The 23910-nt window shown below is 35.0% G+C and carries 29 protein-coding genes and 1 pseudogene (1 of these 30 cut by a window edge); 14 read left to right on the top strand and 16 right to left on the bottom strand.

Going from position 1 to position 23910, the window contains the following annotated elements; genetic code table 11:
* Positions 1 to 5: 5 nt before the first annotated feature.
* Positions 6 to 1040 carry a YdcF family protein gene (locus DET63_RS24825; RefSeq protein WP_113938172.1) on the bottom strand — a complete coding sequence of 345 codons (1035 nt, stop codon included), beginning with the start codon at positions 1038 to 1040 and terminating at the stop codon, positions 6 to 8.
* Between the two features lie 712 nt (positions 1041 to 1752).
* Here DET63_RS24825 and DET63_RS24820 point away from each other — a divergent pair.
* On the top strand, positions 1753 to 1986 hold the full coding sequence (locus DET63_RS24820) for a spore germination protein (protein WP_088040298.1): 234 nt from the start codon (positions 1753 to 1755) through the stop codon (positions 1984 to 1986).
* A gap of 169 nt (positions 1987 to 2155) precedes the next feature.
* Here the strand turns inward: DET63_RS24820 and cydB are convergent, their stop codons facing one another.
* Positions 2156 to 3184, bottom strand: coding sequence for a cytochrome d ubiquinol oxidase subunit II (cydB, locus tag DET63_RS24815; RefSeq protein WP_113938171.1), 1029 nt, complete (start codon positions 3182 to 3184; stop codon positions 2156 to 2158).
* Positions 3174 to 4523 carry a cytochrome ubiquinol oxidase subunit I gene (gene cydA, locus DET63_RS24810; RefSeq protein WP_060750091.1) on the bottom strand — a complete coding sequence of 450 codons (1350 nt, stop codon included), beginning with the start codon at positions 4521 to 4523 and terminating at the stop codon, positions 3174 to 3176. The genes cydB and cydA overlap by 11 nt, the downstream gene beginning before the upstream one ends.
* A gap of 224 nt (positions 4524 to 4747) precedes the next feature.
* Here cydA and DET63_RS24805 point away from each other — a divergent pair, with 224 nt between their 5' ends.
* A complete protein-coding gene (locus tag DET63_RS24805) occupies positions 4748 to 5311 on the top strand; it encodes a beta-class carbonic anhydrase (protein ID WP_002089163.1) in 564 nt (187 codons plus the stop codon).
* Here DET63_RS24805 and yidD read toward each other — a convergent pair.
* Complete coding sequence (yidD, locus tag DET63_RS24800; RefSeq protein WP_002112460.1) at positions 5308 to 5544, bottom strand: membrane protein insertion efficiency factor YidD; 237 nt, start codon at positions 5542 to 5544, stop codon at positions 5308 to 5310. The two genes, DET63_RS24805 and yidD, sit on opposite strands and share 4 nt — an antisense overlap.
* Positions 5545 to 5672: 128 nt before the next feature.
* Here yidD and luxS point away from each other — a divergent pair, with 128 nt between their 5' ends.
* Positions 5673 to 6146: an S-ribosylhomocysteine lyase LuxS gene (gene luxS, locus DET63_RS24795; RefSeq protein WP_001141371.1), complete on the top strand. Its 474-nt coding sequence runs from the start codon at positions 5673 to 5675 to the stop codon at positions 6144 to 6146.
* Between the two features lie 61 nt (positions 6147 to 6207).
* Here luxS and DET63_RS24790 read toward each other — a convergent pair whose 3' ends face one another.
* From DET63_RS24790 to ytzI, 5 genes and pseudogenes are all read right to left on the bottom strand, one after another.
* Complete coding sequence (locus DET63_RS24790; RefSeq protein WP_113938170.1) at positions 6208 to 6438, bottom strand: YczI family protein; 231 nt, start codon at positions 6436 to 6438, stop codon at positions 6208 to 6210.
* A 25-nt stretch (positions 6439 to 6463) separates the two neighbouring features.
* The gene (locus DET63_RS24785) at positions 6464 to 6697 is read right to left on the bottom strand and encodes a hypothetical protein (RefSeq protein ID WP_113938169.1); all 234 of its coding nucleotides are present in this window, start codon (positions 6695 to 6697) and stop codon (positions 6464 to 6466) included.
* Between the two features lie 34 nt (positions 6698 to 6731).
* Positions 6732 to 6962 (bottom strand): YczI family protein, encoded by a 231-nt coding sequence (locus DET63_RS24780; protein ID WP_113938168.1) that lies wholly within the window; start codon positions 6960 to 6962, stop codon positions 6732 to 6734.
* Positions 6963 to 6976: 14 nt separating this feature from the next.
* The gene (locus DET63_RS24775) at positions 6977 to 7207 is read right to left on the bottom strand and encodes a YczI family protein (protein WP_113938167.1); all 231 of its coding nucleotides are present in this window, start codon (positions 7205 to 7207) and stop codon (positions 6977 to 6979) included.
* A gap of 214 nt (positions 7208 to 7421) precedes the next feature.
* A pseudogene (gene ytzI / locus DET63_RS24770) lies at positions 7422 to 7511 on the bottom strand (YtzI protein); the annotation flags it as partial.
* An 83-nt stretch (positions 7512 to 7594) separates the two neighbouring features.
* On the opposite strand from ytzI, the gene DET63_RS24765 reads away from it, so the two are divergent.
* From DET63_RS24765 to DET63_RS24755, 3 genes are all read left to right on the top strand, one after another.
* Positions 7595 to 7912 (top strand): hypothetical protein, encoded by a 318-nt coding sequence (locus tag DET63_RS24765; protein WP_002089150.1) that lies wholly within the window; start codon positions 7595 to 7597, stop codon positions 7910 to 7912.
* 84 nt (positions 7913 to 7996) lie between these two features.
* Positions 7997 to 8476, top strand: coding sequence for an antimutator 8-oxo-(dGTP/GTP)ase (gene mutTA, locus DET63_RS24760; RefSeq protein WP_002015736.1), 480 nt, complete (start codon positions 7997 to 7999; stop codon positions 8474 to 8476).
* A gap of 113 nt (positions 8477 to 8589) precedes the next feature.
* Positions 8590 to 9126 (top strand): DUF3267 domain-containing protein, encoded by a 537-nt coding sequence (locus tag DET63_RS24755; RefSeq protein ID WP_113938165.1) that lies wholly within the window; start codon positions 8590 to 8592, stop codon positions 9124 to 9126.
* A 47-nt stretch (positions 9127 to 9173) separates the two neighbouring features.
* Here DET63_RS24755 and DET63_RS24750 read toward each other — a convergent pair whose 3' ends face one another.
* Positions 9174 to 9845: an HAD family hydrolase gene (locus tag DET63_RS24750; protein WP_113938164.1), complete on the bottom strand. Its 672-nt coding sequence runs from the start codon at positions 9843 to 9845 to the stop codon at positions 9174 to 9176.
* A 93-nt stretch (positions 9846 to 9938) separates the two neighbouring features.
* Between DET63_RS24750 and DET63_RS24745 the strand changes: the two genes are divergently transcribed.
* Together DET63_RS24745 and DET63_RS24740 are read left to right on the top strand one after the other, a co-directional pair.
* Entirely contained in the window at positions 9939 to 11057 is a 1119-nt protein-coding gene (locus DET63_RS24745; RefSeq protein ID WP_113938163.1) for a recombinase family protein, read from the top strand.
* A gap of 225 nt (positions 11058 to 11282) precedes the next feature.
* Entirely contained in the window at positions 11283 to 11510 is a 228-nt protein-coding gene (locus DET63_RS24740; protein ID WP_002199053.1) for a hypothetical protein, read from the top strand.
* A gap of 34 nt (positions 11511 to 11544) precedes the next feature.
* Here the strand turns inward: DET63_RS24740 and DET63_RS24735 are convergent, their stop codons facing one another.
* The 3 genes from DET63_RS24735 to DET63_RS24725 are packed head-to-tail and all read right to left on the bottom strand — an operon-like array spanning position 11545 to position 14127.
* Positions 11545 to 12351 carry an ABC transporter permease gene (locus DET63_RS24735; protein WP_002089141.1) on the bottom strand — a complete coding sequence of 269 codons (807 nt, stop codon included), beginning with the start codon at positions 12349 to 12351 and terminating at the stop codon, positions 11545 to 11547.
* Positions 12344 to 13108, bottom strand: a complete 765-nt coding sequence (locus DET63_RS24730; RefSeq protein ID WP_016102906.1) for an ABC transporter ATP-binding protein — start codon at positions 13106 to 13108, stop codon at positions 12344 to 12346. The genes DET63_RS24735 and DET63_RS24730 overlap by 8 nt, the downstream gene beginning before the upstream one ends.
* 11 nt (positions 13109 to 13119) lie before the next feature.
* Complete coding sequence (locus DET63_RS24725; RefSeq protein ID WP_113938162.1) at positions 13120 to 14127, bottom strand: ABC transporter substrate-binding protein; 1008 nt, start codon at positions 14125 to 14127, stop codon at positions 13120 to 13122.
* Between the two features lie 120 nt (positions 14128 to 14247).
* On the opposite strand from DET63_RS24725, the gene DET63_RS24720 reads away from it, so the two are divergent.
* The 4 genes from DET63_RS24720 (at position 14248) to DET63_RS24705 (ending at position 17501) form a co-directional block, all read left to right on the top strand.
* Positions 14248 to 14544: a DUF3986 family protein gene (locus tag DET63_RS24720; RefSeq protein ID WP_113938161.1), complete on the top strand. Its 297-nt coding sequence runs from the start codon at positions 14248 to 14250 to the stop codon at positions 14542 to 14544.
* An 11-nt stretch (positions 14545 to 14555) separates the two neighbouring features.
* Positions 14556 to 14786 (top strand): hypothetical protein, encoded by a 231-nt coding sequence (locus tag DET63_RS24715; RefSeq protein WP_113938160.1) that lies wholly within the window; start codon positions 14556 to 14558, stop codon positions 14784 to 14786.
* A 211-nt stretch (positions 14787 to 14997) separates the two neighbouring features.
* Positions 14998 to 17064, top strand: coding sequence for an LTA synthase family protein (locus DET63_RS24710; RefSeq protein ID WP_113938159.1), 2067 nt, complete (start codon positions 14998 to 15000; stop codon positions 17062 to 17064).
* Between the two features lie 212 nt (positions 17065 to 17276).
* Positions 17277 to 17501: an ABC transporter permease family protein gene (locus tag DET63_RS24705; RefSeq protein WP_395923201.1), complete on the top strand. Its 225-nt coding sequence runs from the start codon at positions 17277 to 17279 to the stop codon at positions 17499 to 17501.
* A 25-nt stretch (positions 17502 to 17526) separates the two neighbouring features.
* Here DET63_RS24705 and DET63_RS24700 read toward each other — a convergent pair whose 3' ends face one another.
* Both DET63_RS24700 and DET63_RS24695 read right to left on the bottom strand, forming a co-directional pair.
* Entirely contained in the window at positions 17527 to 18336 is an 810-nt protein-coding gene (locus tag DET63_RS24700) for an alpha/beta fold hydrolase (protein ID WP_113938157.1), read from the bottom strand.
* 21 nt (positions 18337 to 18357) lie between these two features.
* On the bottom strand, positions 18358 to 20385 hold the full coding sequence (locus tag DET63_RS24695) for a catalase (protein WP_113938156.1): 2028 nt from the start codon (positions 20383 to 20385) through the stop codon (positions 18358 to 18360).
* A 172-nt stretch (positions 20386 to 20557) separates the two neighbouring features.
* Between DET63_RS24695 and DET63_RS24690 the strand changes: the two genes are divergently transcribed.
* Positions 20558 to 21787 (top strand): ATP-binding protein, encoded by a 1230-nt coding sequence (locus tag DET63_RS24690; RefSeq protein WP_113938155.1) that lies wholly within the window; start codon positions 20558 to 20560, stop codon positions 21785 to 21787.
* 25 nt (positions 21788 to 21812) lie between these two features.
* Positions 21813 to 23030 carry an ATP-binding protein gene (locus DET63_RS24685; RefSeq protein ID WP_113938154.1) on the top strand — a complete coding sequence of 406 codons (1218 nt, stop codon included), beginning with the start codon at positions 21813 to 21815 and terminating at the stop codon, positions 23028 to 23030.
* A 147-nt stretch (positions 23031 to 23177) separates the two neighbouring features.
* Here DET63_RS24685 and DET63_RS24680 read toward each other — a convergent pair whose 3' ends face one another.
* Positions 23178 to 23910, bottom strand: the 3' portion of a protein-coding gene (locus DET63_RS24680; RefSeq protein ID WP_113938153.1) for a collagen-like domain-containing protein. It continues 641 nt past the right edge of the window; 733 of the gene's 1374 nt are visible here — the last part of the coding sequence; its start codon lies beyond the right edge, outside the window — the gene reads right to left on this strand; the stop codon is at positions 23178 to 23180.

Raw genomic sequence — 23910 nt, 5'->3', positions numbered from 1 at the left:
TGTTGTTAAGAAAGTATAAAACTAACGACTGTTAGGAATAAAGCGAAACCTAAAATAGTTCCACATATTTTCATATGGCGCTTACGCCCCATAACGACAATTGCGACATATTCGCGAATCATTGCATTAGGCCAGTAATAAAAGGCTGTTTTTGATCCGATTCCTTGGCTATTAAGGCCAGCTTGTCTTGCATATATACCAGCGCGGAAAAGGTGGAAATTGTTCGTTGTAAAAATACTTCTATATTTACCTTCAGGCTTTAAAGAATCCATAATTTCTTTAGAGAACAACATATTTTGATATGTGTTTACAGAGCGATTTTCTTGCACTGTATGTTCAAGAGAAATTCCTTTTTCAACAGCGTACTTTTGCATCGCTTCTGCTTCCGGAAGCCCTTCATCTGGACCTTGTCCACCAGAGAAAATAATTGTTGGTGGTGTATTCACAGCAGCTTGTTTCCAGTAAAAGTCGATTGCTTTATTAATACGACTTGCAAGTAAAGGTGGCACTTTGTCATTAATTAAGCCACTACCAAGAACGATGATGAAATCTTGATTACGCCTTGGTCTGTTGAATTGGTATAAAAAATAAGCAGTTAAGAAGTTAGATAAGTGTATAAAGAAATATACAGTTATAAGAGAAATACCAGCAAAAATAGGCTGGAAATGTGATGAGAACAAACTTGCTGGATTTATAATAGGGAGTAACATAAAGAATAAAATACCTAAAGCAGCAATGAGTGTTAAACAGTTAGTGAAACGTCTTCCTTCTCGTTTCATTAAAATTCTAGCATTCAGAAATAACCCAAACATTAAAGCGATAATACCAAAAGGAATCATAATGATAAGTGCTAAAATAGGTAGCAATATGATTGAATGCAGGGTATTATTGCCTGAATCATAGGATGTAATAGTGCAAAAAATAAGGAAAGAACAGAAAAAGGCATTGAATAAAAAACCGTTTATTATTTTCCGTGGATCTTTTAAGTAAGAAATAAGAAAAATAATAAACAATATAAGAGGAATAATTCCGAAATACATAAATATAGTACACCTCAATTTGTATAATGTTTTATTGCATCCTTAATATTACATGATTTTGAAGATGTTGATAAAAAAATAACGATTTCGAATTTTCTCAACAAACGATATAGTTAAATATGGTAAAATGTATTCAAAGCGATATATTAAAAGTAAAATGGTTGAAGAGGCACTCTGTGGAGTGTCTTTTTCTTTTTGGTATGTAATTATGCATATTATGTTTATTTTCAAGGGAAGAGGATTAAAATATAAGTTGTGGATACACGCTATAAAGCAGAATTTTATATTAATATTTACCTCTACTCTTTTTGTACCTAACAATCTTGTAACAATTCATGATTCTGTTTTCTAGTGTGTGTTTACAAAAAGCGGGATGGGGTATATATAAACAGGGGAAAGGACGTCTTCTTGAAAGGCGTCTTTTTGTTTCTTAGTATAGATAATTTCCACTATTAACGTAGTGCAAACTATCTATACTAAACATTAGCAATATTCCGTATAAACATTATCAATTTACTATATATTCCAGTGGTGTTAAGCTACATATGAAAGGCTTTCTTTTTCAAAATATTACCCCTAATAAAATTTTGAAGAAGTCAACTGTCTCCAAACTTGCCAGTAATGCTTAGAGAAAAAGCACTCAATTTGAGTGCTTTTTCTTATTGAAACATGCTATTTTTTTAGGCGATGTTCATAAAATAAAAGTAACGAAATGAAAGTAGGTGAAAAAATGCCGGCAGTCGTTGAAGGTGTTATTATTGAAAACTGTAACGGAACAATTAATTTAGGTGATAAATATAATGTGCATCCGATTGAAAAAACGAAAGCTTATAATGGATCGGGATCTTCAAATACCGGATTAAATGTGAGGACATTCAGTGGTATTAGTACGGCAGATGTAACGGATAACGATGTGTATGACCAAGTAATTCAATCTACGTTATAATTTTTATATGTAAAATTGCATAAAATGATGTGCTTGCCCTGTGATACAATTTAGTTGTGAGCTGTTAGTGATTCTTCTTTATCATAGTTGTTAGATTAGAAATGTAACATCTTATCGAAAATCATACGTAAAATAAAAAAGACACTTCGCTCGAAGTGTCTTTTTTATTTTAGTGATATCCTTTAGCAGAGTCTTTATGAATTTTATTTTTAAATATGCTGTAGCTCCAAAGCTGATATCCAATAACGATTGGTACCATGACGATTGCAACGAAGAACATAATTTTTAAGTTTAATTGACTACCAGCTGCTTTGTATAACGTTGTACTATAAGCGTCGTTAATACGAGATGGTAACATTCTTGGGAACATACCTGCAAAACCAGTTGTCATAAACATTGCGATTGTTAAGCAAACGAATGTGAATGCAAGGCCGATTTTATGTTTGTACACCATAATAAGTGTGAGTACACTCATTAACATTGCAAGTACTGGAAGAATGAATAGTACAGGATATTCCGTGAAGTTTTGGAATAAATTTGTACGATTTGCAGTTGCGACATAGAAAATAGCTAAAATGATAGCAGCTGCCATTGAAAATGGTCTTGCGATTTTATAAGCACGATCAGATACTTCGCCAGTTGTTTTAATCATAATCCAAAGGGCACCAGATACGACGAATATAGCAGTGAAGAAAAGACCACCTAAAATACCATAATGGTTTAGTAAGCTAAGTAAAGTTCCTTCATAACCATCTTTTCCGATTTGCAGCCCGTAATACAGGTTAGCGAATGTAACGCCGAATAAGAAGGCGATTAGGAAACTACCACTTGTAAATGCCCATTTACAAGTTTTTTGCCAAATTGGTGAATCGTCTTTATGCATAAATTCAAGTCCAGCGGCACGAGCAAATAGTGCAAGTAATACTAAAAACAGTGGTGTATATAGGTAACTAAACATATTTGCATACGTGATTGGGAAGGCAGCAAATGTTGCACCACCAGCTGTAATTAACCATACTTCATTACCACCCCAGAATGGACCAATTGCTTCTTGTAATTGATTTCGTTCTTGTCGGTCTTTCGCAACGAATGGGAAAATCATCCCGTTACCGAGTGCGTAGCCATCAAGAATGAAGTAAACTGTCCAAATTACGCCCCATAAACCGAACCAGATAATTGCAAGCATATCATGAGACATGAGCTGTACCTCCTTCAGTAGCAGGTTCTTCTAATGCAGCGGGTCCTTTTTTCGCGAACTTCAGCATTAAGTATACATCTGCAATTAAGAGTAAAGTGTAGAACAATATTAAACTAATTAATGAGAACCAAATTTGTGGAACTGATATAGGTGACACGGATTCTGCTGTACGCATTAGTTTATAAACTGTCCATGGTTGACGACCTACTTCAGCAACAATCCAGCCAGCATTAATCGCAATGTATGGAAGTAAGACAGACCACATTGTAATTTTTAAATAACGTTTTGAGTTTTCTAGTTTTCCTTTTCGGTTTAAATAGAATCCATACCAAGTTAATGCCATAAAGAACATACCAAGTGCAACCATTAAGCGGAAGCTATAGTACACGAGGTTAACGTTTGGACGATCTTCTTTCGGAATATCTTTTAAACCAACAATTTCTCCATCAAATGAGTTTGTATAGAAGAAACTTCCGAGTTTTGGAATAGTAAGGAATTCAAAGTTCTTTTCATTTTTCACATCAGGAATTTGAATGATTGAGAAGCCTTGTCCTTTTCCAGTTTCCCAAACTGCTTCCATCGCAGCTCCTTTTGCTGGTTGATATTTAGCAGCTGATACACCGGATTGATGGCCCATAAATGGTGTAATTGTTGCGGCGAATAAACCTAACATTAAACCAAATTTAAATGATTTTTTGAAGAATTCCACTTCGTTTTTACGTAGTAAGTGATATGCACTAATTGCCATAACGAAGAAAGCACCGACAATATAACAACCAATTACAGTATGGAAGAACATATTCCATGCATATGGATTTGTAACAAGAGCCCAGAAGTCATTTAATTCAGCGCGGCCATTACGTACTACATAGCCAACGGGGTTTTGCATAAAGCCGTTGGCTGTAATAATCCAAAGGGCAGAAATATTTGTTCCAAGTGCAACCATCCACATACAGAAAGCACGGAACTTTGGTGAGATTTTGTCTTTACCGAATAACCATATTCCCATGAAAGTAGATTCTAAGAAGAAGGCAACGAGTGCTTCGATTGCGAGAGGTGATCCGAAAATATCCCCCATATATTTGGAGTACTCAGACCAGTTTGTTCCAAATTGGAATTCCATCGTAATTCCGGTTATAATCCCCATTACGAAGTTAATTGTAAAAAGTTTTCCCCAGAAATTTGCCATTTTACGGTATGTTGGATTCAATGTGCGGGCGTATTGAGTTTCCATACATGCTACTAAAATAACAAGTCCGATTGTCAAAGGTACAAATAAAAAGTGATAAAAAATAGTAATTGCAAATTGAAAACGACTTAGTAACAGAACGTCGGACATAATAAATATTCACTCCTTTTTTACATTATCTACAATCAGTTTATAGTGAAAAAACGTTTAAAGTATGTGAGACTTGTTACAAAGGTGTGTGTATATTTTGAAAGAATTATGTCGATTATCTGAAAATATCCTATTTTTACTATAAAGCAATATCCTTTTTGAGTTTTTCAAATTTTGGTACACTATATATGTAGTGTAAATGAGAGAAAAGAGGGTTCTTTACTATGAAGTCATTAGAAGAGATTTTACAATACAATGAAAAATTTGTTGAAGAGAAAAAATACGAAGAGTATGAAACAGGGAAATTTCCAAACAAAAAGATGGTAATTATCTCTTGTATGGATACTCGTCTTGTTGAATTATTACCGAAAGCAATGAATATGCGTAACGGTGATGTGAAAATTATTAAAGTAGCAGGCGCTGTTATTTCACATCCGTTTGGAAGTATTATGCGTAGTATTTTAGTCGCTGTATATGAGCTTGGAGCTGACGAAGTATGTGTTGTCGGTCATCATGATTGTGGTATGGCAAAAATTCAAGCAAGCAGTACAATTGAGAAAATGAAAGAGCGCGGCGTAACAGAAGAGAAATTAGATACACTTCGTTATTCTGGAATCGATTTAGAAAGATTCCTACAAGGGTTCTCTAGTGTAGAAGAAAGTGTAGAACATAGTGTGTCAATACTTCGCAACCATCCGTTACTTCCGGAAGAAGTACCTGTTCACGGTCTTGTTATAGATCCTGACACAGGAAAATTAGATTTAGTTGTAAATGGTTATGAAAATTAAGAATTTACTTTGTCATCCTTTTTATCTGGGACAGGATCAAATCCTCCTGGATGGAAAGGGTGACATTTTAATATACGCTTACATGTAAGCCAAAATCCTTTGAAGGCACCGTGTTTTTGAAACGCTTCTAATCCATAATGAGAGCAAGTCGGATGAAAGCGGCACGTTGGCGGTGTCATCGGAGAAATGAACTTTTGATAAAAGCGTATAATACCGATAAAAATCTGTTTCATAATGGTCTCCTTTTCAGCATAGTCTTAAAGTATTATAGCACGACCGTACATAATTCTTTACTAATGTCGATTTCCGTTATATCATATTGGATATAACGGAATTAAATTAAAAGCGGGAGAGATGTTATATGCCATCAGTAGAAAGCTTTGAATTAGATCATACAATTGTAAAGGCGCCTTATGTAAGACATTGCGGAGTCCACAATGTAGGTAGTGACGGTATTGTAAATAAATTTGATATTCGTTTTTGCCAACCAAATAAACAAGCAATGAAACCAGATGTTATTCATACGTTAGAGCATTTATTAGCATTTAATTTACGTAAATATATTGATCGTTATCCGCATTTTGATATTATCGATATTTCACCAATGGGTTGCCAAACAGGATATTATCTTGTAGTAAGCGGAACACCGACTGTTCGAGAAATCATTGATTTATTAGAACTAACATTAAAAGATGCGGTTCAAATTACAGAAATTCCAGCTGCAAATGAAACACAATGTGGCCAAGCGAAGCTTCACGACTTAGAAGGAGCACAACGCTTAATGAACTTCTGGTTAAGCCAAGATAAAGATGAACTTGAGAAAGTGTTTGGATAAAGTGAAACTGCCTGTGAAAGGGCAGTTTTTTTATTTTGTTAAGAGAAAACTTGCTCTTTTTTTATGAAAGTATACTAGACACTCCAACATATAAAATAAAGACAGAACCGAGAAAATAAACAAAGGCTTTTGCTTTTTGCTGCTCTTTTATTTCATCAATTCCAAAAAGGATAAACATAATACTTAAAAGGATAAATACGAATGGTAAAAGTATAGAGAAGTTTGCAAAGAGGCTAAGTAGAGCGAGAATGAGAGCGATAGTAGCTATTATAATTCGAAAGTTTTTTAACATGAAATCCTCCTTAGTAGAAGTATTGTTATCGAGAAACAAGAATAAGAATGACAATAATTAAAGTAAAGACGCCAGAAAAGAAAGAGATTGTACTATTTACTTTATTTTGTTTCTGTTTTTCTTCTGCACTAATGATGAAAGTCATAATAGATAAGGCAATAAGCATATAGGGCATCGTAACAAGCGGATTTGCAAACATTCCATATAGAGCGAGAGCGATGACGATAAGAGCGGATATAATGCGAAATGGTTTTAGCATTGTATCACCCTCCATTTAAAAGATAGCAGATTATTTAACGAAATATTTCTGAGAAGCCAAGAAATAAAGCAGCAGCGCCAGCTATGAAAGCAAGTGTGCCACTAGATTGTCTCTGTTTCTTTATTTCTTCTAGACCCATAGTGAAAGCCATCAAGCCTAAGGAAATGAACATGTAAGGCATAATGTCTCTGTTGCCGCTGATAAAACTATAGATTGCTATAGATAAAGCGATAAGTGAAAAAGTAATTCGAACTCCTTTTAACATCAAGGACCCTCCTTCTATTTTATGTAGGTAATGATAAGAACAATCCAAATGAAAGCTCCAGCAACAATGCAAATAAATCCGGTTCCTGAATCCTTCTTTTTTATTTGCTCAATTGCGATGAGAAACATTAAAGCGCCTAATAGAAATTGTGAAAGTGGTAGAAAGTTATTTTGACCTGTATAGAGCCCAATTGCTGACATAATTATCACAGTGAGTGCGATTGCGATGCGAAGTATACGAGGCATACTATGATTCCTCCTTATTATTTTTCGGGTAAGGGTTATCTTCGGGCTTATCAACAGAATGTTTATCCCGCATTAACGGGCAGTAAAACTCCCACCTCAAAATTCGGATGGAGCAAAGAAGTTAGGTGGGAGATCAACTGCCCGTAAACGCCCGATTGGTGAAGGCTAATAATCAGTGGGGGATGAACAAAACCCCCACTGATTATAGTTTCACTTTATATGCGTAGCCTTTATTAATCGTCATGACGGAGAGTACTAATACGATCAGTACGATTATAATGCCGGTAATTAATATTTTGAGCATGAAATCCCTCCTTTTCTTTATTTTACATAATTTTGTAATTGATGAAAACAATAGAAATTAAAAGGATGAAAGAAGGGTGTTACATGGAGAATAAAAAAACATATTATATATCAGTTGGAAATGGTCAAATTTCGCAAGTGAAGACGGCGGATACGTATAATTTTGAAATTTATGCAAATGACGAAGAGATTACGGAGTTAAGAGAGTATTTTGATCAAGCGTATGAAGAGGACTTAGGTTCGTATGTACGCTCCCACGTTCCATTCGTTGAGTATCATCACGATTCGAATAATGATCGATATGATGAACAACTACAAAAAGCATATAAAATGATTTATGATTTAGGGAATCATGAAACGAAAGAATTAGTCGCGCAAATGGGAATAATCAATGGATTGTAATTGGATAATATTATGCAGAAAAGCGAGAATATGCTACAATTTGTGGTAGGAAAAACTTGTAATCATCAATAGGGGAGTAATGGCATGTACAAATTTAAAGATTATTACCACAACACTGTACAATTATCGTTTGAACGTTACCCATTTTCTCCTGAGCCAAAGCATGTTTGGGTTGTATGCCGGTACGGGGATCAATGGTTATTAACGCATCATTTACGCCGTGGTCTTGAATTTCCAGGTGGTAAAGTAGAACTCGGGGAGACACCGGAAGAAGCGGCAGTTCGAGAAGTTCATGAGGAAACCGGCGGCATAGTTTCTGATTTAACTTACTTAGGGCAATACAAAGTATCCGGAAAAGACAAAATAATCATTAAAAACATTTATTTTGCAACAATTAGTGCGGTAGAGCAACATACGCATTACGAAGAAACGAAAGGGTCTGTGTTATTAAAAGACATTCCTGATAATATTAAAACTGATAGAAAATTTAGCTTTATTATGCGCGATGATGTATTAGCGCGTACGATGAAACATATAGAAGAAATCGGCTGTTTTACGAAGTAAAGTGGCCGGTTTCTTTTTTTGTGTTCAAAATAAATGTAAATATATCTTTACATTTATTTTGGGTATATTATACAATTTTGTAAAGGTGTATTTACGTTTTAGGAGGGGAAAAGATGGATAAAAGAAAAGAAACGACTGTTGCGGTTTCGATGGTTAAATTAAATTTCTATGCATTTCTTATAATATTTGTTTTGGCATTTGGAATTAGTTTTTTACATGCGCTTTTTTCAGGCGAGTTTCAAATTGAAATTACATTGCCGATTATGTTTCTTTTGATTATTGGAATGATTATTCTCGTTTGTATTCATGAGGCAATACATTTAATTGGATTTCGCTATATCGGAGGTGTTCCGTGGAGTGAACTAAAATGGGGCGTCAATTGGAAATTAGGTGCTGCATATGCTCATTCTAAACAGGTGATTACAGTAAAGCAAATGAAGACAGTGTTAATGCTTCCGTTTTTACCAACTGGAATTTTACCAATTGTATTGGGATTAGCTATGAATCTGGAGCCACTCTCATTTTTAGGGATTCTACTAACAGCAGGTTGTATCGGTGACATTGCTTTATATAAAAAAGTTTCAAAGTTTCCAGATGATGCGCTAGTTAAAGATCATCCGAGTAAACCGCAGTTTACAGTTTATGAGTAAAGCAGTCCAAAGAACCTCTCTTCCGTAGAGTGGTTCTTTGGACTGCTTTATGTTTTTTTTATTTCCACCTCTAAAAACGAAAGCACCTCTAATAAATCATCCACCACACGTGGATGTTCAAAGTCACCCCAAAATAAATCTCTCTTCCAAACGCCAAGAATCCCTACTTGTTCAGAACCAAGCACATCATTTTCTGGATGGTCTCCAACGTAAAGGCATTCTTCTGCTTTTACGTTTAGCTTTTGTAAAGCACGTTCGAAAATCTCAGGGTGAGGCTTTTTAATTCCTTCCGCTTCTGAAACAAGAATCGTGTTTGTATACGTATGTATGTTTAGTGCTCGAAGGTTGTTCATTTGAAAATCAGTAAAGCCGTTTGTAATAATACCGATTTTAATGTTTTGCTGAGTTAGTTGTTGAAGTAATTCATGCATGTTTTGGAAAGAAATACAATGATGTTGGAAGTTTGTAATGTAGTCGTGCAGCAGTTGCTCTTGCGTTAAAGTGGTAATGTTGTATTCGCAAAGGAGAGTGGAATATACCTTATCTTTCCACGTGTAACCATTATTGTCGAGTTCGAGAAAACGAGAGCAATACTCGAATTTTTCTATGTTTATCAAATGAAAGGCGAAGCGATTATATTGATCACGAATAAATTGCTCTAAAGATTGACGACGATCTAATAGTGTTCCATCTAAGTCAAATAAGATTGCTCGAATCATGGGAAACCTCCATACAGTTTTTATAATTAATTATCGCATATTCGTTAAAAAATGATTATGATATTTTTGTAGAATGGAATAATGGAGGTGCGTATGAAGAAACTTTATGGCAAGTTAGTGTGTTTTATGATTTCAACGGGCTTAGTAGCTGGATGTGATATGTCGGAGCAAACTTCGAAAAGAGAGAAAAAAGATGTGTGCGAAACGACAGAAGAATGCACACAAATAGGTGATAAAACACTTCAAAAAGTATATAAAAAGATAGATGGACTTTCAGAACTTGAAGTACTAGAGGATTATGATTTAGAAGGACATTCAAGTAACGATATGAAAGAAGCAGAAATGAAAAAAAAGGATGATGAAAATTATTTCTTTTTAGCTTCTTATTATATTGATGGTGATGAAATTGTAGATCCTTATTTCGATAAACTAGATCGTAAACGATTGAATAAGGCTTTTGCGGAGGATAAGGACGCGAAAGAAGAAGTATTAAAGCAACGTCAAGATAGGGATTATCATGAATCGTTATGGGAGATGTATAGCACGCTTATTCCTGCTAAGTATCGCACTGACATAAAAGAGTTTGATATGGTAACAGATGGGTACGATGGAATTGTGGCTCATGTTATGCCGAGTATGGAGTATCCGAAAGAGTGGACCATTAGTTTAGATACGCTTGATTCTGCAGTAAATATCGATCAAGTGATGAAAACATTAATACATGAGACGGCTCACGTATTGACACTGGGACATAAACAAATACCAGTAAATGAAAAGTACTTAAAGGCTTTTGAAGAAGATAAAGATATTTCATCATACCAAAATAAATGTAAATCTCTTTTCTTACAAGAAGGATGTGCGAAGGAGAGCTCTTATATAAATCAATTTTATAATTCTTTCTGGAAACCAATTGACCAGGAGTGGACAGAAAAGAAAGTGGAAGAAAGCGAAGAAGCTCAAATTGAATTTTTTAAGGAAAAGCATGGTGAGTTTGTTTCACTGTATGGAACGACAAATGTAGCGGAGGATATTGCGGATACATTTACAGCGTTTATTTTACAAGATTCAAAAAAGGTGAAAGAAGGAACAGAATTAAAATATAAAAAAATTGCCTTCTTCTATCAATTCCCTGAGCTTGTAAAAATGAGAGCGGAAGTGTTAGCTGGATTATATGATGTTTCGAAAACGATAGAACAACCAAGTGGACATTAATGCGAATTATGTGTTCGATATATTTTAGCCAAGGGAAAACGTGAAGAATTGTAGTTCTTTGCGTTTCTTTATATTGATAAAATTGAAAATTCTGTCTTTTTTAAAAAAGAAGAAGGAACTGAATCATTAAAATAGAATTAGTATAAAAACGTCACAAATTAGACACAATTATAATGCGCATAGTATAGGGGCTATAAGTTTACTCTCGAGGAGGTAATGAAACGTATGAAAACGATTCTTGCTGTTGCTGGTCTCATTTGGGTAATGTCTCACGGTTTTCCGATTTTTGAAGGGGAGCAAATTCGTAGTGCATTAAATAAAGAGTTTAATGATTATCATATTATTGATCGAAAAGATAATGTCGTTACGGTGCGTGTGAAAGATTGTTTCCATACAGTTACGGTTGCTAATGGGAATGTTACAGATAATTCGAAAATGTGTGATAAAAGGTAGAAGAAAGAAGCTGACTCTAGCGTATCGCTCTAAGTCAGCTTTTTTTTCGTTTTCCAATAAGGAGTTTTTCAAATGCCTCGACAAATACATACATAAGAGTTGCGAGGACACAAGTGAGCAATACACTGAGTAAGACGAGTGTGAAGTTAAAGACTTGGAATCCGTAGCTAATTAAATAGCCAAGCCCTTGTTTAGAAACGAGGAGTTCCCCGAAAATAACACCGACCCATGATAAGCCAACATTCACTTTTAACGTTGAAATAATTGCAGGGAAAGATGAAGGGAGAATAACGTGCTTATAGCATTGCCATTTATTTGCGCCAAATGTGTCCATGACCTTAATATAGTTGGAATCGACTTCTTGAAATGCGCTGTAAATAACGAGAATGGTAATGATGATGGAGATGATTACCCCCATTGCAATAGAGGATGAAATATTTGGACCGAAAATAACAATGATGATTGGACCGAGTGCAACTTTTGGCATTGCATTTAGGACGACGAGATAAGGATCAAGTACGCGGGCCAAAAGTGGCATCCACCAAAGGAGAGTAGCAATAATAGCTCCGAGTATAGTTCCGAGAATGAAGCCTACTCCTGTTTCAAGTAATGTCGTCCATATGTGGACCCAAAGTGAACCGTCAATCCATTTCGTTAAAAAGAGATCCCAAATACTTGAAGGAGAGCTAAAGAGTAAAGGATCAATCCATTCTTTTTTACTAGCTATTTCCCATAGTGCAAAGAAAAGAACAAGAAGTACAAGTTGTAAAGAGCGAGCTAACCATGCATGTTGTCTTTCTTTTTTTCGAAACTGTTCATGTAGTTGTTTTATATTATCCAAGTCGTTCCAGCTCCTTCCATATTTCTTGGAAGAGGGATGGGAAGTCATGGTGGTGGCGTGCTTCTAACGGCGATAAGGAACGGATACTTTCTGGGACGATGAATGTTTTTGCAATTTTTCCAGGGTTCGCCTGCAGCAAATAAATACGATCACTCATCGCAATTGCTTCTTCAATATCATGTGTCACAAGTAGGGATGTTTTCTTATAGTTACGTAGTAATGTGAAGACGAGATCTTCTAGTTTTAATTTTGTTTGATAATCAAGAGCGGAAAATGGTTCATCTAACAATAAAATTTTTGGGTCGGTCGCTAATGTTCGAACGAGTGCAGCACGTTGGCGCATACCACCGGATAGTTCACGAGGGTATTGCTGTTCTATATCATATAGGCCGACTTGTTTTAAAAGCTTTAATGTATGTTCTTTCGTATTTTCATCATAAACCTTCCGAATATGAAGTCCGAGCATAATATTTTCTTCAATTGTTTTCCACGGAAACAAGTAATCTTGCTGGAGCATATAGCCCATAGAGGGGGTCTTAGTTGTAATCGGTTCACCATCTAAAAATACGATACCTTCAATTGGATCGAGTAGACCTGCGATGATGGAGAGGAGCGTTGTTTTTCCGCAACCACTTGGACCAAGGATTGAAATAAATTCGCCTTCGTCTACTTGCAAACTCATATCTTCAAGAATAAGTTTGGCATTTTCTTTTGCAAAAAAGCAGTGAGAAACGTTACGTATTTGTAAAAAGCTCATACACTTCGCCTCTATTTCTTAATAACGCTTTCGGCAATTTTTGTATTGACGAGCGCTTCATGTGGAACTTCTTTTTGTAATTCACCAGATTCTTTCATAATCGTTTGGAGTTGTTTCCATTCTGCCTCATCTAATAATGGATTTGTCGCATATGAATGTTGTTTTTTGTAGCGTTCAATTACTTTTACTGAAATGTCTTTTGAAGTGTCTTTAAATAGTGGTGAAACGGCATCGGCAATCTCTTCTGGACTATGTGTATCAACCCATTGCTGCGCTTTATATAGTGCGCGCGTGAATTTTTCTGCAGCAGCTTTATCTTTCTTTAAGAAACTTTCTTTTGCCATAAACGTTGTATAAGGGACAGTACCAGATTCAGCTCCGAAAGACGCGACGATATAACCTTTTCCTTCTTTTTCAAGTATACTTGCAGTCGGTTCAAAGAGCTGTACAAATTCTCCCGTACCAGATGCAAAGGCATTTGCAATATTAGCAAACTCGATATTTTGAATTAAGTTCGTATCTTTGCGAGGGTCAATACCATTTTTCTTTAAAACGTATTCACCAACCATTTGCGGCATGCCGCCTTTACGCTGTCCTAAAAACGTAACGCCTTTTACGTCGTTCCAATTAAAAGAGTCTAATTTTTTACGGGAAACTAAAAATGTGCCATCTGTTTGTGTAAGCTGCGCAAAATTAATGACAGGATCTTTTGCTCCTTGTTGATGAACATAAATAGACGTTTCTGAACCAACGAGAGCAATATCAATTCCGCCAGATAAAAGGGTGGTCATCGTTTTATCTCCGCCAGCTGTTGTTTGTAAGTCAATATTTAAGCCTTCATCTTTAAAAAATCCTTTTTCCATTCCAACATATAATGGTGCGTAGAAAAGAGAGTGTGTAACTTCGCCAACGCGAATTTTTTGAGCTTGTTCTTTCGTACTTTCCTTTGTACTACTACAAGCAGCGAATGTGAAAACAGCTAGTAACATGATGCAAAAAACGGTTATTAATTTTTTCACTATATGACACCTCCTAGAAGTCAATCTACAAGCATAATATGTAGGTAAGTGCCCATATGTGAGTATATATAGCAGGAATTTTTTGGGTAGTAAAGAAGTACAAATATAAGGGGTGATAAAATGGATTACGAATACGATGATAGCGTACATTTACATCTTGATTATTTCGGAACTGAATGTGATATGGAATCGATTGCTTATAAGAGGAAGCATGAAGACGTGTGGGATGTGTATTTTAATTTTGGAGTATACGGTCTTCAGAAAGAGGAGATAGAGACAGGTCGGTTTATGGACGAATATGCTGGTTATTACGTTTTTTCTGTACATGCTCGTGATTTGAGCTGGGAGTTTGGAAGTGCTCAGTTTGAGGAATGGATTTTGAAGAACCATATAGTAGAAAGAACGCTTCAAAAATAGGGAGGAATTTTGTGTTTGAATTTCTCATCTTATTGCTTATTTGCGTAATTGGAATTTACATCATGCAAGTGCTCACTTACCGATTCGCAAAGAAAAATATTCATAAATATAAGGAAATGAAATGGATGCATATGTGGCTAGACATGACTATGAAAAAGGGTCCGAGATTAGATTTGTTTGATTTTGTACTTATAGTAATCGTAAGTATCATATGGAAAATATGGATGCTTCCTCTTGTATAGTAAACATGCTAATCATCGTATCCTAATAAATAACGAGAAGAACCTGTCACATGACAGGTTCTTTTCTATTCGGTATGTACAAGAGGTAACAGATGACATTATACGGAGGGTGTACATGAGAAGACGTTGTGTACATAATATGTTATGTTTATATAAGTAATATTTTATTACGGTGCGGGGTGAAATTAATAAACAGAAAAGAGGGAATGAATTGAGGTGTAATTTTTCATTTCATCAGTCAAGAAGAAGTATATTAATTTCAGCGATGTTAAGTGGCCTAGTAACCCTATATGTAATACCCACACTTTTCTTGATTTTAAAATATTTTAGTTTAGATACGATGAAAGATATGTTAAATCAAAAAATTGTCTTAAGTATAATGACAATTTTGATGTGGATTGTACTATTGTATGTTGCGCATTTGAATAAAGATATTGTTAATAAATTTAAACGTATTATTAGGATTTATATTAGAATGTTTTTAGTAGCGAATGTGGTTACTTTGCTTTTTATTTTCACGCAAAATAATATGAATCTCGTAAATACACTGAATTGGATTTACAATTATAACGCACAGTTTATATTTAGTTTAATTGTAATTTATGCGATATATGTTTTGGTGTATAACGTGCTTGGGAAAGTTTTTTTGAGTACTATTTTGACAAGCATTTTGCTAATCATTTTGGCTATTGTAAATCACTTCAAAATTGTTTTTAGGGGAGACCCACTATATCCTTCTGATTTTACACAGATTGGACATATGCAATCTGTTATACCAATGGTGATGGATTATTTTAGTTGGGGTTATATTCTTCTCGTTATTGTAAGTGTTGTTGTCTGTATTTTGGCGGGTATGTATGTGAGGAAGTATATTCAAAATGTAAAAGTTCATGCAGGCGTACGAGTACTATTTATAATAGGATCCGTTTTTATTTTATATGTGTATGGTAATTTTACGAATACGTTTATGAATAAATGGTTTCAAAAGTCAGGTATAGAGTTCGTTTTGTGGAATCAAAATGAAAATTATGCTTCGAACGGTTTTGTGTTAGGCTTTATAAGTAATCTAGATACAACAGTTATTGAAAAGCCGAAAGAGTATTCAAAAGAAAGTATGCTTCAAATAGCAAACGATATAAAGAAACAATATAGTAGCAATATAGGGACGCAGAAGCAAAAAGAGAAACCGAATATTATTTTTGTAATGAGTGAATCGTTTTGGGATCCAACGAAGTTAACGAACCTGTCCTTTAGTGAAGATCCTTTACCTAATTTGCATCATTATATAGAAAGTTTTCCTGGTGGACAAACTATTTCTCCTGCATTTGGAGGAAATACTGCGAACGTTGAATTTGAGGTATTAACGAGTTATTCAATGAGTTTGTTAAAACCAGGATCTATACCGTATCAGCAAGTTGTTACAAATAAGAAAGAAATTCCATCAATTCCTCGAGCTTTGAAAAAAGAAGGGTATTATACAAGTGCAATTCATTCGTTCGGTCGCTCATTCTTTAAACGGGATGACGTATATAAAGTGTTAGGGTTTGATAAGTTTAATGCACAAGATACGATGGAAAATGTAGAAGTTGATGGAGATTATATTAGCGATTTATCTATGAGTAAAGAGATAATAGCTGAATTAGAGAAGCAAAAGAAACCTACTTTTATTCATGCGGTTACAATGCAAAATCATTTTCCATTTACAGAAGGAAGATTTGGCGAAAATCAAATAGAGATTAGTGGTTTAGAGAATGAAGAATCGAAGGCTGAATTAGAGACTTATACAGAAGGTTTAAGACGTTCAGATGAAGCTCTTCAATATTTAATAGAGGAGCTAGATAATTTAGATAGACCTACATTATTAGTATTCTTTGGGGACCATCTCCCATCACTAGGAACAAATAAATCTCTTTATAAAGAGACTGGTTATATAACGAATGAAAAAACGCCAAGTGAACGATTAGCGATGGCGCAAACGCCGTTATTAATGTATGCAAATTTTGATATGCCAAATGACAATTTAGGTTTAGTAAGTCCAATCTATTTTTCAAATCTTGTCTTTGATTATGCTGGATTAAATAAGGTACCGTTCTATCAATTTTTATCGAAGTTATATGGAGAAATTCCCGTACTTCGTGATGAATTGAAGATAGGAAAAGACGGAGAAGCAATAAAAAGTTTAACAGAAAAACAAAAAGAAATGTTAAAGCAATATGAGTTTATTCAATATGACTTACTCATCGGAAAGCAATATAGTAAGGATATATTATTTAAATAGGCGACAAAAAAGAACTTGTATACGATACAAGTTCTTTTTTCATAGTATTTAACGGGATAACCAGACAAGCTAGGTTTAGGGAGTATTACTTGTACATTTAGTATAAATTAAAATAGAGTCGTTTTAATAATTAATTTGTGAGAAGTGTGTGAATTTTTCATCTAGTATATAATTGGACAATTTGTTTAATTTTAATAGAATCAGTTCCAGATTTGTTATTAATTTTTAGTTTGCAATTATTTGTTGTATGGATTTATAAACAGACAGGATATCGCTTCGTTACCATTTATGCGTTTAATGATGAAAGTGCATATGTCTTACCGATTCTTTGTATGACGATTGTTCCAACTCTTCATTTTTTCCGCATTATCGTTTTATTTTTAATGGAAGAGAAGAATAAGCCATATGTGGAATTTGCTCGTGCAAAAGGTAGTTAAGAAAAAAGAATTTGCCGTAAAGGAACTATGAATTTAAAAATTTTATCAGTTCTTTATTTAACTCATCCGCTTGATCGATTGGAGAGCCGTGGCCACTATTTGTAAGAGGATATAGTTCAGAATTTTTAATTCGCTCTTTTGTTAGCTCAGCACTTTTATAAGGGATGAGTTGGTCGTGAACACCGTGGAATATTTTTGTTGGAACGTTAATTTTACTTAAATCTTTCGTTACGTCTTCGGTCGCGGCTGCTTGCAAAATTTTGATGAGAGCATAAGAAGCGGACTGCATACCGAGATAAGAAAACCATTCTAGTGTAGCCGCTCCTAAGTTTCTATTAAAAAATGATAAAGATACATCACTTAGAAACTTAGGTAAATTTACATACATTTGATTAATAAGAGCATCTGCTTGTTCTTTCGGTACGCCGTAAGGGGATTCTTGGTTTTTCACGAAAGAAGGAGAGACAGCATCCACTAATGCAAGTTTGGAAATACGACGCCCATCATATCGTGACATATACCGAATAGAGAGAGCGCCACCGACTGAGAAGCCGACTAACGTAGCATTTTCTATTTGAAGTGCTTCTAATACAATTGCGATATCATCAGCTAAACGATCATAAGTGTAACCAGTCCATGGTTTATCAGACTGTCCGTTTCCTCGTATATCCATGGCGATGCAGCGGAAACCATGTTGTGGTAAGATATTAAATTGATATTGGTACATTTGATGATTTAAAGGCCAGCCATGAATGAAGAAGACAGGTTTACTTCCAGGGCCTGGGTTAATATCCTCAACAAAAATGTGTACATCTTTTTCAACTGTAACGAACATGATGTATCCTCCTCATACATTTTAATAGGCTCTTTCCCAAAATCGCTGTTTTGTCATTGCCTGAATAAATTCATTTGCAAGTAAGGTAGGGTTTTGTTCTGTTATAACGCCAGGTTTTCCTTCGATGTTTAAAGATTGAACAATAGTAGTTCCATTTTGGAAAGCGCCAATTGGCTTAAAGTGATTATACGATTCTACGACGAATGAACTTGCCTTGTTAAGAAAATGATCATTAATATTTCCGCCAATAAGAAGTAGCCCATCATAAAGAAGCGGTGATCCTGTTAAGAAAGTATCATTCACTTCCCACTGTCCATTTTGAGAGCCTTGCACAAAACCTAATCGTTCGGAAATAATAACGGGCTGAAGACCGGCTTGTTTGAATTGATTTATAATATATTTTGCGTTTTGATCGTCATATCCGTTTGCGACAATGACGCCTACTCGTAATGTATTTGGGCTGAATGCTGTATGTTCCATACTTAGTGCTGGCGAGGATTTTGTAACATTTGATTCTTGAACATTTGGCACTGTTGCCCCGACTGCTTCAGCTACTAAAGTAGCTAATTCTGTACTTATATGACTAATCATACCTACGACTTGTTGGCGAACTGATTTACTTTTTACTTTTCCTAATTCAAAGGAAAAGGCCTGCATAATATGGATTTTTTCGACGTGGCTCATACTATTCCAAAATAAACGGGCTTGTGAGAAATGGTCTTTAAAACTAGCGGCTGTTTCTCTTGTTTTATGTCCAGAAACAGTAGAAGGATATGTAACGAAACCGCCTTTCGTACCAGGTACAGTAAAGGGAGAGTTATTAGCTAAAGAGTTATTATGGTAAGCGACTTTTCCTTTATCAATTATATATTTAGACGCACCATCTCTTTGATTGTTATGAAAAGGACATACTGGACGATTAATCGGTAACTCTTGATAGTTTGTACCGACGCGTGCTAATTGTGTATCTGTATAAGAAAATAGTCTGCCTTGTAAGAGAGGATCATTTGTAAAATCGATACCGCGGACGATGCTTCCAGGGTGCAGTGCGACTTGTTCTGTTTCCGCAAATACGTTATCAACGTTCCGATTTAACGTCATTTTTCCGATGATTTTAACAGGGAAGTCTTCTTCCGGCCAAATTTTCGTTGCATCTAATATATCGAAATCGTATTTAAATTCGTCCTCTTCTTCTAAAATTTGAACGCCAAGTTCGTACTCAGGGTAGTTTCCAGCATTAATATTTTCCCATAAATCACGGCGATGATAATCTGGATCAGCGCCGCCTAGTTTTTGAGCTTCATCCCAAATTAACGAGTGAACGCCAAGCTTTGGCTTCCAGTGGAATTTTACGAATCGTGACTTTCCGTGTTTATTAACTAAACGAAATGTATGAACGCCGAACCCTTGCATCATTCGAAAACTTCTCGGAATTGCGCGATCCGACATAATCCACATCATCATCGCAGCTGATTCTTGATTATTGGCGATAAAGTCCCAAAAAGTATCGTGTGCTGTTTGTCCTTGGGGAATCTCATTATGTGGCTCTGGTTTAAGGGCATGAATAAGATCCGGAAATTTAATACCATCTTGAATGAAGAAAATCGGAATGTTATTACCCACTAAATCGAAATTTCCTTCCTCTGTATAAAACTTAACAGCGAATCCTCGTACATCTCGGTTCGTTTCATTTGCACCTTTTGATCCAGCAACTTCAGAAAAACGAATAAAAATAGGTGTCTTTTTAGATGGGTCTTGTAAAAAATGAGCCATTGTTAAGTCTTCTAAAGAATCATATAGCTCAAAAACACCATGTGCTCCGTAACCACGGGCATGAACGACTCTTTCAGGAATTCGTTCGCGGTCAAAATGAGCGAGTTTTTCTCGCATCAGGAAATCTTCTAAAAGTGTAGGACCACGATCGCCGGCGGTTAAAGAGTTTTCATCATTTGAAATTTTGACACCCGTATTCGTTGTCATCTCTTTTCCTTCATTGTTTTTCGTAAAGGATTGTAACTGTTCTATCTTCTTATTTTCACGACCGTCCATATAAAGCACCTCCCATATTATACGTATTATTGTTCATGGTTTTTATGCTTACATATGGTGTGGGGAAGTATATTATCTATGGATTGATTTTCCTCATTTGTTCAATTTATCTTTGTTTGTCTATGAAAATCATTTATTATAATAAATGGTATTCTTTTGAAGGGGTGTTGAAGTGGAAGAGAGTTTTCTATCAGCTAAAGAAGAAAAGAAAAACGCTAAGATTTTCTTATGGGTAATACATGTTATTTTAATTGTATACGAGGTTGCATACGCGATTATATTAGAAGATACAATGCCTTTAGCAAATTGGCATAAAGGGATATGGAAGCTTGCATATATTATGGCTATATTAGGTATTAGTGTTTACTTATTTGAGAGAGAAAAAGCATATTTAGTTAAATATACATATTTATTTGCATACATGATCGCAGAGACTTTTAATATTGGATGGTATGCTTTTCATAATACAATAGCATTTGATGAAGGGAATGTAATTGAATATATTTTCATTTTCTTCGTACCGATCTTTTTGAGTAAAAGATATTTATTTGTCCTAGCGCCATTCCTTATAGGGAAATATATGATATACCTATTTGTATTTGGAGAACTTAACCTGTTTATGTCTCTTGTTATAAATATGGTGTTACTTTTCGTGTCATTTATTATTTTAAATCGATTTTTACAATATCTTTCAGCAGTAAAGGGACGTATTGCAGAGGCAAGTCAGTCACAAAAATTGGCGGTTATCGGAAAAATGGCAGCGACAGTCGGACATGAAATTAAAAACCCACTTGCTTCATTAAAAGGGTTTACGCAATTACAAAAAGAGAAACACGAAAAAGATGCAACATATGAACAAATGATTCTTGAAATCGAAAATATGAATAATATGATTAGCGAATTAATGGAGGTTGCTACATGTAAACCTTCTGTTTATGAAAAACACATTGTAAGTGATGTTTTAGTACAAGCGGTAGAAAACATGCGCGGAAAAATGAACGAGTTAAATATAAATTGCACCTTTAATGAAGAGCAAAATAGAAGTGAAATTGAATGTGATGAACGCAAATTAAAAGGAGTATTTTTGTATGTTATTAAAAATGCTTTAGAGGCAATGGAACATGGCGGAACATTAAAAATACAAGTTGAAAATAAAAAAAGAGATTATGTAATAGTAAGTATAGTAGATAGTGGTTTTGGGATAAAAAAGGATAATTTAGGACGAGTTAAGGATGCTTTTTATACAACGAAGCAAGATAGAATTGGATTAGGTCTTACGGTAGTAGAGCGAATTGTGACAGAGCATCTTGGAGAATTACACATTTCTAGTGAAGTAAAGAAAGGAACGAGAGTAGAAATACTGCTCCCGAAAAAATGTGAGCGCAATGTGACACAAGATTAAGAGGTGTTGTTAAAGGAGTTATCATATGGAAAAAGGCAATATATTTGAAAAAGAAGAGATAAAGGCATTAATAATATTTTTAAGCTTATTCTTCGTTATATTTTTTGCGTATGATTTTGCTGAAAAAGCTATTGTCCTTTTATCAGATAAAAATCAAAAACTAGCAGATGCTTTTGAAGAAGGATTAGGTTTATGGCTATATAGTTTGATGGTTGGATTATTCTTTATAGGACTTTATTTTATGAAATGGAAAAATCCGTATATTGTGAAGTATATTATTTTAATTGGCTATAATATATTGGATTTTATTAATAACTTCATTATTTATTACGGAAGTGATGCGGAATTTGATGGCGGGAATATAGTAGAAGGATTCTTTATTTTATTTGCACCGATATTTGTGAATAAGAGGTACTTTTGGTTAGTTGCCGGAACTATTGTTGGGAAATATGCACTTATGGGATTCGTTGTTCAATCCTTTATTGTTCTTATCCCAATAGCATTATATAGCGTGTTTGTTATTATATGTTGGATTATATTTTTAAGATTCCAATCTTACGTTCGTACACTTGAAATGATGGATAAAGAAATACGAAATGTAGAAAAATTAGCAATGGTTGGGAAAATGGCGACAGTAATTGGCGATAAGATTAGAAGACCGTTAGAAAAATTGAAAAAACTTGTGAATAAGCAAGCGAAAAAATATCCAGAAGATAAAATTTATAGTGAAATTATGAGACAGGAAGTAGAGCGAATTCATACAATTGCTACAGAACTAAATGGGTTTGAGAAATCTAAATCGGTAGAATCTGAAACGCATAATATTAAAGAAATCATCTCTTATGTTATCAGGGTTATGGAAAAGCCAGCTTTAGAACAAGGGATAAAAATGCATGCTATTTATAGTAAAGATATACCTTCAATTACATGTGATGAAAAACGATTGAAACAAGTATTTTTTAATTTAATAAAAAATGCGATTGAAGCAATGTCAGTTGGCGGAACTATTACTGTAAAAGTTATAGTGGAAGATGTGATCATTGTTCAAATTATAGATGAGGGATGCGGCATTCCGAAAGATAAAATTCCGAAGCTAAATGAAGCCTTTTACACAACGAAAGAAACTGGAACAGGCTTAGGATTAGTAGTTACGGAAAAAATTATTAAAGATCACCACGGTAAATTGAACTTTGAAAGTGAAGTTGGAGTTGGAACGACTGTTGAGATTATGTTGCCGATTTAATGATAGTGTAAGAGATAAATAGAAAACATCACTTAATCAAAAGTGATGTTTTTTAATTTATCTTGCGTTAAGATCCAATTGGTTCAACCAATAATCAGTAGGGAAGGGATCCCCCTACTGATTAAAGCTTTTTCTATAGAGTACAGTTTAAATAGAGGTAATTAGAAAAATAGAGTATATAGCACTGTCAGTAATCCCAGGGCTAATATAAAGGCATAATGCGTCTCCTCTTGAAACTGGATTTCCAGTTGTTGTACTAGTCCAAATAACAGTGGCAGGTCCTGGTAAAGGGGTAGGGTCATACACTTGAACTAGCTGTGATCCAACGTCTGAAGGAGTAATAGTAAATGTGATTGTTCCAGTGATTTTAGCCGTAGTGGTAAAAGTAATAGTAGATATAACGTGATCAGAGGTAGGGGCGGAAAGGTTTGTTGGGACATTAGTGCAGATTTGAATTGTATAAACTTCTATAGGCAAATTATTTACATTTATAGATGCAGAAAAACCAGCTATATTTCCAGATCCAGCAATTACATAAGGAATAATATTGGAATCAACTGCTGGAGCACCTGCTATACGTTGAAACTCAGCGTTAGTTCCTTGGAAAAGGATGCTTTTTGCTGAACTGCTACCGGTGTGCCCAGTGATTCCGGTAGGTCCAGTAATACCAGTGGGTCCAATGCTGCCAGTAGGCCCGGTGTTTCCGGTAGACCCAGTAGGACCAGTAGGACCAGTAGGACCAGTAGGACCAGTAGCTCCGGTAGAACCAGTAGAACCGGTGTTTCCGGTAGAACCAGTAGAACCGGTGTTTCCGGTAGAACCAGTAGAACCGGTGTTTCCGGTAGAACCAGTAGAACCGGTGTTTCCGGTAGAACCAGTA

The sequence above is a fragment of the Bacillus sp. DB-2 genome, assembly GCF_003315125.1.
GTDB classification, from domain to species: Bacteria; Bacillota; Bacilli; order Bacillales; family Bacillaceae_G; genus Bacillus_A; species Bacillus_A mycoides.
Note: the sequence above shows the minus strand (reverse complement) of the source record. Positions and strands in the feature narration are given on the sequence as shown.